The sequence below is a fragment of the Clostridiales bacterium genome (genome assembly GCA_015243575.1).
Lineage (GTDB): Bacteria > Bacillota > Clostridia > Peptostreptococcales > Anaerovoracaceae > Anoxybacterium > Anoxybacterium hadale.
The window spans coordinates 4416379-4429887 of sequence record CP042469.1; the positions used below are offsets into that span (position 1 = coordinate 4416379).

The following is a 13509-nucleotide window of genomic DNA, read 5'->3' on the forward strand; positions in this document are numbered from 1 at the left end:
GGAAGCACGTGAATCTTTGTATACAGAGGCGAAGAGGTGAATGATGTATAAAATCAGCGAATTTTCAAAAATAACAGGTCTCTCGGTGAAGGCATTGCGGTATTATGACGAGGAAACCATACTGACGCCCGCCTGCAGAGACTCGGAGACAGGATATCGTTATTACAGCAAAGAGGATTTTGCCAAAGCGCAGAGGATTCTGCTGCTTCGCAGCCTAGATTTTTCGATTGCTGAAATTCGAGATGTACTTGAAAACTGCCGGGATGACTCGGACTTGACCTGCTATTTGGAAGAAAAAAGAACCATGATACAAAATCGGATTTTGAAAGAAAAGGAGCTGATCAAGAAAATGAACCTCTACATCAAACCAAATGATAGAGAGGAGAAACGTATGAATTATCAAATTGAGGTAAAAGATATTCCTTCGGTCACTGTGGCTGCAATCAGATATCGAGGGAAATACGACGACACCGGCAAATATATCGGTAAGCTCTATAAAGCTGTGAAGGATCAGGGGGCGGGAGCACCTATCCAGTGCTATCATGATGCGGAGTATCGTGAGGAGGATGCGGATTTGGAATTATGCTTGCCAACGAAGAAACTCATTCGTCATCCTGATGTTGAAGGGAAGACGCTGCCTGCAATACGGGCGATCTGCACAACCCATGTGGGTAGCTACAGTAAGTTGAATATGGCTTACAAAGCAATTTTTGATTATGCAGGTGAGAATGGTCTTGCGTGTTTGACACCGTCAAGGGAAGTTTATCGGAAAGGACCGGGAATGATCTTCAAAGGGAATGAAGACGGCTATATTACTGATATCATTGTTCCTGTTTCAGGAGGGGTAGCCTGATGGAAAAGCAGATAAAAAACGATGCAAGCTTCGGCAGCACTGAAAAGAAGCTGGACTATAAGAAGGAATACAAGGATTTGTACCAGCCAAAAGCGAAGCCTTCCTTAATTCGAGTCCCATCTATCACGTTTCTTATGGTGGATGGGAAAGGAAATCCAAATGATCCGGCGGGGGAATATCAGACTGCGGTGGGACTGTTGTATGCACTGTCCTATGCCATTAAAATGAGTGAAAAAGGCCCTCAACGTCCTTTGGGTTATTTTTCCTATGTGGTTCCTCCGCTGGAGGGACTTTGGTGGCTGTCAGATAATAAGGAGATCCATTCTGGAGTGCAGGAATCTTATCGCGGGGAACATCAAACCCATACTGAAGAGAAAGTGTCTGGTGAGGATTATTCTAAAAAAGATCGGTTTTGCTGGACTTCGATGATCCGGCAGCCCGAGTTTATCAATCAGGAGATCCTTGACTGGGCTCGTGAAGAAGTACTTCGCAAGAAACCCGAATTTGATCCTTCTACAGCACGGCTGGTTTCTTTTGAAGAGGGCTTATGCATACAAATGATGCACCTTGGACCCTACGATGATGAGCCGAGATCCCTTGCTGAAATGGAGCAGTTCTTGGAGGAAAATAATCTTTGCAGTGCTGTGGGTCAAGTACTTGGTGACGGTACGGTACGGAGACACCATGAGATCTATCTGAATGATCCAAGAAAAACTGCGCAAGATAAGCTGAAAACAATCTTGCGTTGTCCGGTCGAATAAAAGTGCGATCAATACCGCAGGCTTCAATTATCGCCGGCGGTATTTTTAATTATTGGAATGCATGATATAATTGAAACATACGCAAAATGGATCTATTATGTTGGAAACCATTGGAGTAAGAACTTATGTAACGGATTTGCAGAATAGGGAACGGAACAGCGTAACGGAGGCTAGTATGAAAAATATCGTTTTAATCGGAATGCCGGGCTGTGGCAAGAGCACAGTGGGCGTGATCCTCGCAAAGATTATGGGGTTCCATTTTATCGATGCGGACCTTTTGATCCAGGAGCGGGAAGGAAAGCTCCTCACCGAGATTCTTGAGGATGACGGCCCTGAAGCATTCAATCAGATAGAAAATGAAGTCAACCTTCAAATCGGCGGCAGCAATACCGTTGTCGCAACCGGAGGCAGCGTCGTATATGGAAAAGAAGCAATGGAACATTACCGGGAAACCGCCATTGTCGTATATTTGCAGCTGCCCTTTGATGAAATTGAATGTCGCCTTGGGGATATCACAGAACGGGGAATCTCTATGAAAGAAGGACAAACCCTTCGGACTATTTATGAGGAACGGATTCCGTTATACGAGCAGTATGGGCATCTTAAAATTGACACCCTGGGGCTTGACATCAAGGATGCGGCACAGAAGATAAAAGAAACGGTGAAGCTCAGCATGCCGTCTTCCTAACGAATTAAGCCAGCATGAAATGCTGGCTTAATTGTCTTTTTGATACTGCTTTGTATTTGTTGTTCGTCTCTTACATATGGTTGAACGAAGGCTTAATCTATTTATAAGATGGGACCTGAAACCGATTCCTTCAATCAAATTCCTGTTCGGCGCCGCCAGTGCCAACGCTGACAATCTGATAGCCGCCGCCATCGACTGATTTAACCTTAACGCCAAGTTCCCGGAACAAATTCTGGAAAGTACCCTTGCCCGAAATGCCGTCGCTGGGAGCAGAATACTGCTCGGCGGCTGTAGTAATATTATATGTGAGCCGTACGACATATTGATAGGCCATGTCCTCCCACTTCACACCCTGCTTCGGATTTCCTGCAATGACCGTCACATTTGTAATTTTGTAATCTGTAATACGGCTATCATCAGGCGTATCCGCTTCCATGAAGGACTTGAGCCAAACTACCGCAGCGGTATCACCAATGACCTGTGGTGGCTCATCAGGCTTTACCCAAAAGAACATACCCTCTGCCGACTCAAAGGAAGAAACAAGCTGTGCATAAAGCTCCTTGGAGAGACTGGTATACATTCCGTTTCTGTTCATCTGAAGAACGGCTTTTCCATCCTCCAATAAATAAGCATAATAATCATGGATCTCGTTTGTTTCCGGTAATATCTGGCGAATACGATAGCATTCCTCAAGGGTGGTAATGTCCACCCCCTCCCATGCCGCTGATTTCATAAAGGCATCCATGATCATCGCATCTGCCAGTTTCTGAGTATCAGAAGAGAATTCGGAAAGCACCTCATTATTTTTGCCAAGTTTCGCAATCGAGTATACGGCGGCAACTGTCTCATTCGTTGTTCCTGAACCGATGGAATCAATCAGTTTCTGTAACTTTTCTGGGCTCTTTGCATAGTCGCGAACATCCCCGTTTATCGTTTGGTTTGCCCATTCCCGGTCATAGGTAAAGCTAACTTTTCTGCTGCCATCTGTCAATGTGGCCTGAATTTCATCTACATTTTCTATTAAAGCCATCAAGAGCAGTGCATTTGTCTTCAAAGAATCGGCTAGGGATGCGTTTTCTTTGTCATACGCTGCCAGTTTTTGTGTTGAAACAGAATATACAATTTCGACATGGTATGGCTGCGCTCTAGTTTGCAATGCAAAATGGTCATAGTTCAAATCAATGGGTACAGGGAGCAAACCAATCAGCGTTCCAACCGCTGAATTATCGCCAACATATTTCGTGCGGGCATCCCATAAATCCTCAGTAGGGTACATGCCTTGCACTCCGTTTTGCTCCGATGGAATGGTACCTTTCAATCCATCGGGACCCTCCTTTGGATTTGTCGTGAAACCGATCAAGACAAAAGCAACTGCTATTATCCCAACGACAACCAACCAAAATGCAGGTTTTTTATAGTCCAGCACATTCTTGATTCTGCCTTTTGTATCGCCTTCACCAAAAGCAAGGGGGGTGCCGCCCACAATTCTTCTGCCAGTTGCAAGGGTAAGCAGTGAGGTGGAATAGTCCTTTTTCACATCATTCCCCAGCTGTTTTATCACCGCTTCGTCGCAAGACATTTCAATATCTTTTCCGCTCAGGAAGAATGCGATCCAAGCAAGCGGGTTAAACCAATGGATGCTAAGAACCAAAAAGCTTATTAGCTTGACAATGTGGTCAAGCCTTCTAATATGAGTTTGCTCATGGAGCAGGATGTAGGTTTGTTCGGTATCGCTTAAGTGAGAGGGAAGATAGATCTTCGGGTGAAAAATTCCCATAACAAAAGCAGTGTCGATTTTTGAAGAAGTAAATATATTGTCCTGATACGGAGTGGCATCCTGTAACCGTTTTTTTAGACGCAATAGTGTAACAAGACTATATCCCAGCAAAGCTGCAATGCCCAACAACCAGAGCTGACTGCCAATAAACATCCAGATTTGCAATGGATTCGCGCTGGCTTGCGGTGTTGCGGCAGGGAGAATCACATTGATAGAATGATTCATCGCCATAATACCAGTATCAATTTCAGGTATTGGCATGTAGACGATATCCTGTGAGATTGGATTTGCCTTTGTGGGCAGCAGGCTAAATATGCTCTCAAAGGAAAAGGGGCAAATCAGACGAAACAGAACCACCGACCACAGCGCATAGGAAAATCCCTTTGGCGCTTTTCGCAGAAGCAATCTTACAATCAATACAATAGAAATGACGATGCTTGCAGTGAAGCTCATATTTAATACTTGTAAAAAAATCTTGTCAACCATCGTCAGCCCTCCTTATATTGATCGATCAGGAGCTGTATCTCATCGATTTCTTTCGAGCTTAATTTTTTCCGGCGTGTGAATGCCGCCAAGAATTGTGGAAGTGAGCCGGAAAAAGCATCGGTTAAAAACTGTTCTCCCTGTGCAGCTCCAAATTCAGCCCTGGACATCAGAGCGGTGACTGTACCATTATTATTTTCAAAAATCCTACGCTCGCACAGTCGTTTTAACATGGTGTAGGTTGTGGTACGTTTCCAAGCAAATTCCTTTTCACATAGTTCTGTGAGCGTGCGGGAGCTAATTGGCACATTTGCCCAAATCATGTCGGCAAATTTTTGCTCCATCTCCCCTAATTTATATTGTTCCATTTATGAATCCTCCTGTCGTATGTCATTAGACTAAAAGTAGTCTAACATGATTAGACAAAAGTGTCAAGACAGACAATCCTCTTTGCTGAAATGAAGCCGGAGCCTCCGCAAAAAGATTTTGCAGGAGGATTCCCTGCAAAATATATGCACGATAATCGTTGACAAACAATATTATACGATGTATAGTATTGAATATAAAATAATATTAGATGCAAACTAGCTTAGTGACTAATTAATTTAAATACGCTGTACTAGAATAAGCAGAATCAATAAAGGAGGTATCGGAATGGGGTTTCAGGTGGGATCAACTCTGCTGGACGCCTGCGTGCTTGCAGTGCTTTCACGGGGTGACACTTACGGATATATTCTGACGCAAACCATGAGAGATGTTACAGATATCTCGGAATCAACATTGTACCCGGTTCTTAGACGGCTGCAGAAGGATGGTTGCCTTACAACTTACGATCAGCCATTTCAGGGGAGAAACCGGAGGTACTACGCTATTACCGAGGTTGGCAAGAAAAAATATGAGGATTACAAAAGAGATTGGATTTTGTATAAGACGCAAGTCGATCAACTTTTATGTGGAGGGGATGACGATGAATAGATCGGAATTTTTCAGCAAGCTGGAGCAGGAGCTGTCGCGAATGCCGGGTGAGGAGAGGCAGTCTGCTTTAGATTATTATTATGAATACTTTGACGATGCCGGAGAAGAAAACGAGCAGAAGGTTTTGGAAGAGCTGGGTTCACCGTATCAGATCGCCGCAAGAATTAAAGCGGACTCCGCTGTCAGGCAGCTGGATGCAGAAAAAAGGCTAACAGTGAAAAAGGGGATTTCTGCAGTTTGGCTGGTAATACTGGCAATCTTCGCGGCACCCATTGCACTTCCTCTTGCCATTGGCGGTGCAATGCTTGCGATCGGACTCATAGCTGCCCTGATAGGCCTTCTTGCCGCTTTAATCATTGGTGTTGCAGCATTATTCTTCGGGGGAATTGTCGTGGTGATTTCAGGCGTTGCGGTAATTGCTACAAGCTTGCCGGTTGCACTATTCACCATCGGCGTAGGACTGGCGGTTCTAGGAACTACAATATTGGCAGGGATATTAATTGTGCTTGCTGCAAGGGGGATTTTCGGCAGTATAGCAAAAACCATGAATCGGCAACTGAATAAAAAATCAAAGGGGGATGAAATAGATGGATAAATCATTAAAGGGTATTGCAATTACTGCGGCAGCCATGGTGGCTGTGGGTCTGCTTCTGGCAGGAGCAGGTTATGCAGCAGGAGGGAACCAACCCATCTCTATCGACAAGACTGGAGTTCATGTTGGCAAAGGTTGGGGCAATGGGAGCAAGGCGGATGGTCCCATTACACGCAGCGGAAAGCTGGAGTCGTTTGAAGAAGAACTTGCTCCGTTCAACAGCATAAAGACGGATATGAACCTTTATCCTGTGGAGTTGATTGCCGGTGACAAATATGCGATCGAAGGGGTATACGATACGGGTTATGGAAAGCCCGAATATAGCATCGAGGATGGTGTGCTGGTCGTTCAAGAGCGTAATGGTTCATTCTTTAACAAAGGGATTGATCTGAGCATTCATATCGGAGGCAGCGATAGTGACAGTGGGCGGGGCAGTATAGTTGGAGTTAAAATCTATTATCCCAAGGACTCTGAACTGAAGGAAGTGCGAATCAAAGCCGCTATGGCAGATATGTCCTTTGACGGAATCACCGCAGAAACTGTAGAATTTAATAACGGTTTGGGGAGGCTTGAATTAAGCAATATTTCCGCAAACAAGATAAAAGCTTTTGTTGGCAGCGGAGACTGCAGCCTGTCGGGTGTGAAGGGGGATTTTCTTGACGTGACAAACAACTTAGGAGAGACTTCGCTGAAAAATGTAGAAGTGAATCAATTAGAGGCAAAAGCGCTGTCAGGGGATCTGTTTTTATCCGGTGTAACAACAGAACAAGGAGTGCTGAAACTGAGTCTTGGCATGCTCACTGCAGAAAATTTGAACACAAAGGGTCTCAAAGTGGAAAATAAGAGCGGAGACATTGATCTGAGCGGAATCCTCCTTGGTGATACCGATATCACCTCGAACTTAGGAACTGTTTCCGTAAGCCTTGGCGCAGCAGAATCCCAGTTCAATTATGATTTGAAAACAAGTCTGGGTGAGGTAACCCTTGGCGATAATGAAAGCAGCGGCAGTATACAGGCCAAAAACGGTGCAACGAATAATCTGAAAGTTTCTGCAAGCCTAGGTGATATTCAAGTTGCGTTTGATCAATAACCTATAACAAGCGATGAAGCGCCCTTTGAGGGTGGGGAATCTATGATGCTTCAACCAGCAGGACAATATCTGCTGGTTTTTTTGCTAATGCTCCCTTCGAAGTAGCATCAAATTTTATTAGTCAACCTAGTACCATGCAACACCTAAAAGTTGCGTGATACTTGCCTCTTTGCCCCACTACTGTGTTGGCGTCAATCAGCGTAGACACCGTTACGCCTCTTTCCGACGTCTTGTATTAGAGCAAATATTCGGCGCATCATAAATACACAATTAAGTGTTACATTGTACTAGAAGGGAGCATAGTACCTCTATTTGGAAGCACGCTTTTTTGATGATCTTTTCATCAGGGAAGCCAACCGCTACCTACTGTCTTGAATCGAAGCGACGCTGTTGTTATTGCTTAACTCACTGAGCGGGTCATAGGGGGGACCCACAATCGTGCCTACCAACAATGCGATATCCACAGCATTAGTCGGGCTGCCCCAGGAGTTTCCGGAAAGGACAAAGATAGCTCCGTCGACCACAAATCCGCGGGTATTATAAACGACGTTGTTTTGGAGATAGCCTGTGGAATTGGGGTTCAGGTACGCAGGCTGCCGGAGGAAATAAAAGATATTATTCCGGACGATCAAGTTGGTTACGTTGGATTGCGTTACAAACCCACGGTTGACGACCCAGGTACTTGAGTCCCCTGCCTGAGGCGGCCCGAAGATATAGTTATTGATGAGCTTGTGGTTCGATCCCGCAAACTGGATGAACTCCACCACATAGGGATTATTGCTGGTAATGGTCATCCCGTCGATGGTAACACCCGTGCCGGTGACCAGCAGGGCGATGACCGCTCCTTGTAGGAGAAGTAGCGTGTTCGGATACCCCTTCAGCGTCACATTGGCTTTGTTTACGGTGATCGTTGCGGTAACGGGATAGGTGCCGTTCAGGATATGCACGGTTCCTGTGGGCGACACGGCGGCCAAGCCCTGAGGGATCGTTGCGAAGGGATTAGCCTGCGTACCGTCTCCTCCGACTGCGCCCGCCTGAACGTAAACTTCAAAGGGATTGGGTTCAAATGTGCCTGTTGGACCAGTATCGCCCGTGGGTCCAGTATCGCCCGTAGGTCCAGTGTCTCCGGTAGGACCGGCGTCTCCGGTAGGTCCGGTGTCTCCGGTAGGACCGGTGTCTCCGGTAGGTCCGGTATCTCCGGTAGGTCCGGTGTCTCCCGTAGGCCCGGTGTCTCCGGTAGGTCCGGTGTCTCCTGTCGGACCGGTGTCTCCGGTAGGTCCGGTATCTCCGGTAGGTCCGGTGTCGCCGATAGGTCCAGTGTCTCCGGTAGGTCCTCCTTCCGGTCCGGTGGGACCGGTGTCTCCTGTCGGACCGGTGTCTCCGGTAGGTCCGGTGTCTCCTGTGAGTCCAGTATCTCCGGTAGGGCCAGTATCTCCGGTGGGGCCAGTGTCTCCTGTGGGCCCGGTGTCTCCCGTTGTGCCTGTATCACCAGTTGGGCCGGTGTCACTGGTAGGGCCTGTGTCTCCGGTGGGGCCGGTATCTCCAGTTGGTCCTGTGTCACCAGTCGGTCCTGTGTCACCAGTCGGGCCGGTATCTCCAGTCGGGCCTGTGTCTCCGGTCGAGCCGGTATCTCCAGTCGGGCCTGTGTCACCGGTAGGGCCTGTATCACCAGTTGGGCCTGTGTCGCCGGTAGGGCCTGTGTCACCGGTGGGGCCGGTGTCTCCGGTCGAGCCGGTATCTCCAGTCGGGCCTGTGTCACCGGTCAAGCCGGTATCTCCAGTCGGGCCTGTGTCACCGGTGGGGCCGGTGTCTCCAGTCGGGCCTGTGTCTCCGGTGGGGCCTGTGTCTCCGGTCGAGCCGGTATCTCCAGTCGGGCCTGTGTCTCCGGTCAAGCCAGTATCTCCAGTCAGGCCTGTGTCACCGGTAGGGCCTGTGCCTCCGGTGGGTCCTGTATCACCAGTTGGTCCTGTATCACCGTTGGAGCCTGTGTCTCCAGTTGGTCCTGTATCACCGTTGGAGCCTGTGTCTCCAGTTGGTCCTGTGCCTCCGGTAGGGCCTGTATCACCAGTTGGGCCTGTGCCTCCAGTTGGGCCGGTGTCGCCAGTTGGGCCGGTGTCTCCTGTCGGGCCGGTGTCGCCAGTTGGGCCGGTGTCTCCTGTCGGGCCGGTGTCTCCTGTCGGGCCGGTGGGGCCTTCTCCAGCAGCATCATCCTGAACAATGATCAGTGAGGCTGAAGGCGGGACGATAGCAGAGTAAAAGACCTCTGCCGAAGTTATACTAACTAATGCCAGAGTAACCGGAGCAGTAACTGTTTCTATGATGCCGACTCCGCTTACCTCTCCAGTCTTCAGCGGAGAATTTCCGACGATGTCGTCTCCCTGAGACGATTGGAGGATGAATGAAGAGCCATTGATTGACTGAGATATTTGGGTTGCAACCCACCAATTAATCACATACCTCCCCGGCTCTTGAAATGTTATGACGCCGGTTAAGGTGTTATAGCTTATATTTCCCGAAGAAAATAAAATCTGATCAAAGACTACATTCGCTCCCGTGACTACGGAGCCTCCTGGAGTGCGCGTAATTTGCAATGCGATATCACTCATTATTAAGTCTCCTAAAATTCGATCAATATTTCGTAATGTTTGATTTCTGATGTTAATTTCCGAAACTAATATAAAAATTGAACTTATAAACTTTTAATTTACTTGAATGTCTTAAATCTTTTATTACGAGTCAAATGTTTTACAATACAGCGAAATGCTGCTGTATTATACTATGCCGAAAAAAAGGAAATGTCCTAAAAACCAGACATATTATGTCTTCAATTAATTACCTCCTTGCCCTCTGGGGTAGAAATAACTATTTTCAATTTAGGCTCATGCGTAAGACGTGAGAAAATGGGAGAAGCTATTTTTATAAGGGCGTACCCACCTTTAACAAGGTCCAACACGGTTTGCAAAGGTAAATTTGCCCACTGCCGTTGCCTTTTTTCCCTGGCTTTAGCCAGAATGGAAAAACGGACAGCGTAGAAAGCACAGCTTGCGTAGGAGGCAAAGCCGTTGCTAGCTTTTCGTTAGCATAGGGCCGCGTAACACAAGGACGAGAACACCGCCGACGTTCCAATTTCGCCGCTTCAGGCGTGCTGCACCTTGTCAGAGGAGGGTAAGCTGTGTTATACTATTACGACCGCATCGTCAGACGATGTTAATAAGCTGCCGGATCCCATTCGATTCGGGGCACGAAAGGATGAGATAACAAATGACAAAACAAACCTACTACATTTCAACACCAATTTATTATCCTAGCTCCAATTTGCACATAGGGCATACGTATTGTACCGTAATGGCAGACGCCATGGCACGCTTCAAAAGGCTAACCGGATATGATGTCATGTTCTTGACCGGAACCGATGAGCATGGACAGAAAATTCAGAAGGTGGCTGATGCAAAGGGTATGTCTCCGCAGCAGCATGTCGATGAGATCGTTGAAGGAATCAAGGAACTCTGGAAGACCATGGAGATATCCTATGATGATTTCATCCGAACGACAGAACCCCGCCACATAAAACGGGTTCAGGAAATATTTAAAAAGATGTACGACAAGGGCGATATCTATAAGGGAGAATACGAGGGCTGGTACTGTACTCCTTGTGAAGCGTTCTGGACTGAGACACAAAGTGTTGACGGAAAGTGCCCCGACTGCGGAAGACCTGTTGAGAAGGCGAAAGAATCAGCGTACTTCTTCAAGCTTTCCCAGTATCAGGATAAGCTTATAGATCTCTTCGAAAATAATCCGGAATTCCTTCAGCCGGACACAAGAAGAAATGAAATGCTGAATTTCGCCAAGCAGGGGCTGGAAGATCTCTGTATTTCCAGATCCTCCTTCAGCTGGGGTATTCCCGTACCCATCGATGAAAAGCACGTAATCTATGTATGGCTTGATGCGCTTTCCAACTACATCACAGCGCTGGGCTATCCCGACGAGCCGGATCAGTTTGAAAAGTACTGGCCTTGTGATGTCCACCTTGTAGGAAAGGAAATCGTCAGATTCCATTCCATCATCTGGCCTGCAATGCTCATGTCTCTTGAAGTACCCCTTCCAAAGAAGGTGCTCGGCCACGGCTGGATTCTGCTGGAGGGCGGCAAAATGTCAAAATCCAGAGGAAATATTGTTGACCCGGTGAAGCTCATTGAACGCTACGGCGTAGATGCGCTGAAGTACTTCCTTCTGAGAGAATATACCTTCGGTCAGGATGGTCTTTACACCAATGAGGTCATGCTGAACAGAATGAACTTTGATCTTGCCAATGATCTTGGCAATCTGGTGAGCAGAACCGTTGCCATGATTGAAAAATACAACGGAGGAACTCTTCCTGCTGCAAAAGCTGAGGGCGAATTCGACGCTGAACTGAAGGCTGTTGCACTTGGTGCAGCGGAAAAAGTGGAAGCGTACATGGACAAGTTCAGCTTCAGTCAGGCGCTGGAAGAAATCTGGGTTGTTATCAGAAGGACCAATAAATATATCGACGAGACCATGCCCTGGGTGCTGGCCAAAGAAGAGTCCACAAAGGATCGTTTGGACACCGTTCTGCACAATCTGGCAGAGGCGCTGCGCATCGTATCGGTGCTGATTTACCCGTTCATGCACACCACCTCCAAGGAGATCAGAAAGCAGCTTGGAATCTGGTATGCAGATGTGGTCTGGGAAGATGCCCTGACCTTCGACATGATGGGCGGCGAAAAGGTGAAGAAGGGCAATGCTATCTTCCCGCGTCTTGATGTGGAGAAGGAGCTGGAAGCTCTTGCTGCACTCAATGACAAGCCGGAAGAGCCTGAAACACCTCAGACTGAATTTAAACCGGAAATCACCATCGATGATTTTGAAAAGATCGACCTGAAGGTTGGAGAAATCCTCGACTGCAAAAAACACCCGAAAGCAGACAAACTGCTGGTATCTCAGGTAAAGATCGGCACAGATACGAGACAGATCGTATCCGGCGTAGCTAAATTCTTTACACCCGAAGAGATGAAGGGGAAGAAGGTTATCGTAGTCGCGAATTTAAAGCCAATCAACCTCAGAGGCGAAGAGTCCAAGGGAATGATCCTCTTTGCGGATAACGGAGAAAAACTGGAATTCGTGACCACGGACGCCCCAAACGGAAATTCAGTTAACTAAAATTTATAATCTGTAGTCATGTCGGATGCATTCTCTCGGAAACCGCTCGCTTCGCTCGGATGGTTTCTACGAGAATACAATCCGACATGACTGATAACACACTTAAACCAAGTTACCTGCCCGTGTTTGTTGCGGACACTGTCTGACTATATCGAAGCGGCTTTCCCTATCTTTTGCGGGCACCGTCCGAGCATAGCTTAGCGTGTGTCGCAAAAGATAGGGAAAGCCGCCATCCGAGCATAGCGAGCGTGTGCGGCAAAAGATAGGGAAAGCCGCATTTTAGGAAAGGAATTAAAATGTTATTTGACTCGCATGCCCACATCAACAGCGAACGTTATGATGATGACAGGGATGAGATTATAGAATCCATTGAGGCTTCGGATTTAAGCTATGTCATGGATATCGGCTATGATCTGGCCAGTTCTGTAAAGGCCACAGAGCATGCAAAGAAATATTCGTGGTGCTATGCTGCTGTAGGCTGCCATCCTCACGATACAAAGACCATGGATGAAATGACACTGGATATGTTTCGGGCCTTGGCGAAAAAACCAAAGGTTCAGGCCATCGGTGAAATTGGTCTGGATTACTACTATAATCATTCGGAAAAGGATGTGCAGCAGTATTGGTTCAGACGGCAGATTCAATTGGCGCTGGAGCTGAACCTGCCGATCGTGATTCATGACAGAGATGCCAATGATGATGTGATGAGAATTTTGAAAGAAGAGGGCGCTTTTGGTACCAAGAGAAAAGATCAGCTTGGAGATGCCAAAGTGCTTCTTCATTGTTTCTCCGGCAGCAAAGAGCTGGCTTCCCAGTACGTCAAACTGGGGGCAACCATTTCCATCGCTGGCCCCGTCACCTATAAGAATGCCAGAAAGACAGTGGAGGTGGTGCAGGAAATCCCCATCGAGCATCTTCTGGTGGAAACCGACGCTCCGTATCTGACCCCCGAACCGCTGCGGGGAAAGCGTAATAGGCCGGACTTCGTTAAATATACTGCTAGAAAGGTCGCTGAAATCAAGGGGCTTTCCTATGAGCAAACGGCGGAGATCACCTGCAGAAATGCAAAGAAGTTTTTTTCCATTGATTAGGCTACTTGAGAAATGAAAGAC

Annotated in this window: 11 protein-coding genes; 8 read left to right on the forward strand and 3 right to left on the reverse strand. The window is 47.3% G+C overall.

Features of this window, described 5'->3' with window-relative positions; translation table 11 throughout:
• Positions 1 to 43: 43 nt before the first annotated feature.
• The 3 genes from FRZ06_19370 (at position 44) to FRZ06_19380 (ending at position 2302) form a co-directional block, all read left to right on the forward strand.
• Positions 44 to 853: a MerR family transcriptional regulator gene (locus FRZ06_19370; protein QOX66018.1), complete on the forward strand. Its 810-nt coding sequence runs from the start codon at positions 44 to 46 to the stop codon at positions 851 to 853.
• Entirely contained in the window at positions 853 to 1614 is a 762-nt protein-coding gene (locus FRZ06_19375; GenBank protein ID QOX65360.1) for a transcriptional regulator, read from the forward strand. The genes FRZ06_19370 and FRZ06_19375 overlap by 1 nt, the downstream gene beginning before the upstream one ends.
• A 175-nt stretch (positions 1615 to 1789) precedes the next feature.
• Positions 1790 to 2302 (forward strand): shikimate kinase, encoded by a 513-nt coding sequence (locus FRZ06_19380; protein ID QOX65361.1) that lies wholly within the window; start codon positions 1790 to 1792, stop codon positions 2300 to 2302.
• Positions 2303 to 2432: 130 nt separating this feature from the next.
• Here FRZ06_19380 and FRZ06_19385 read toward each other — a convergent pair whose 3' ends face one another.
• Both FRZ06_19385 and FRZ06_19390 read right to left on the reverse strand, forming a co-directional pair.
• Positions 2433 to 4565, reverse strand: coding sequence for a DUF4825 domain-containing protein (locus tag FRZ06_19385; protein ID QOX65362.1), 2133 nt, complete (start codon positions 4563 to 4565; stop codon positions 2433 to 2435).
• Between the two features lie 2 nt (positions 4566 to 4567).
• A complete protein-coding gene (locus tag FRZ06_19390) occupies positions 4568 to 4930 on the reverse strand; it encodes a BlaI/MecI/CopY family transcriptional regulator (GenBank protein QOX65363.1) in 363 nt (120 codons plus the stop codon).
• 286 nt (positions 4931 to 5216) lie between these two features.
• On the opposite strand from FRZ06_19390, the gene FRZ06_19395 reads away from it, so the two are divergent.
• From FRZ06_19395 to FRZ06_19405, 3 genes are read left to right on the forward strand one after another with little or no spacing between them, the layout of a single operon-like run.
• Positions 5217 to 5537 (forward strand): PadR family transcriptional regulator, encoded by a 321-nt coding sequence (locus FRZ06_19395; GenBank protein ID QOX65364.1) that lies wholly within the window; start codon positions 5217 to 5219, stop codon positions 5535 to 5537.
• Positions 5458 to 6132: a DUF1700 domain-containing protein gene (locus FRZ06_19400; GenBank protein QOX65365.1), complete on the forward strand. Its 675-nt coding sequence runs from the start codon at positions 5458 to 5460 to the stop codon at positions 6130 to 6132. Before FRZ06_19395 ends, FRZ06_19400 begins: the two co-directional genes overlap by 80 nt.
• A complete protein-coding gene (locus FRZ06_19405; protein ID QOX65366.1) occupies positions 6125 to 7219 on the forward strand; it encodes a DUF4097 domain-containing protein in 1095 nt (364 codons plus the stop codon). Before FRZ06_19400 ends, FRZ06_19405 begins: the two co-directional genes overlap by 8 nt.
• A gap of 359 nt (positions 7220 to 7578) precedes the next feature.
• On the opposite strand, the gene FRZ06_19410 is transcribed toward FRZ06_19405, so the two are convergent.
• Positions 7579 to 9510: a collagen-like triple helix repeat-containing protein gene (locus tag FRZ06_19410; GenBank protein ID QOX66019.1), complete on the reverse strand. Its 1932-nt coding sequence runs from the start codon at positions 9508 to 9510 to the stop codon at positions 7579 to 7581.
• A gap of 970 nt (positions 9511 to 10480) precedes the next feature.
• Between FRZ06_19410 and metG the strand changes: the two genes are divergently transcribed.
• Positions 10481 to 12397 (forward strand): methionine--tRNA ligase, encoded by a 1917-nt coding sequence (gene metG / locus FRZ06_19415; protein ID QOX65367.1) that lies wholly within the window; start codon positions 10481 to 10483, stop codon positions 12395 to 12397.
• A 296-nt stretch (positions 12398 to 12693) separates the two neighbouring features.
• On the forward strand, positions 12694 to 13488 hold the full coding sequence (locus tag FRZ06_19420; GenBank protein QOX65368.1) for a TatD family deoxyribonuclease: 795 nt from the start codon (positions 12694 to 12696) through the stop codon (positions 13486 to 13488).
• Positions 13489 to 13509: the final 21 nt, after the last annotated feature.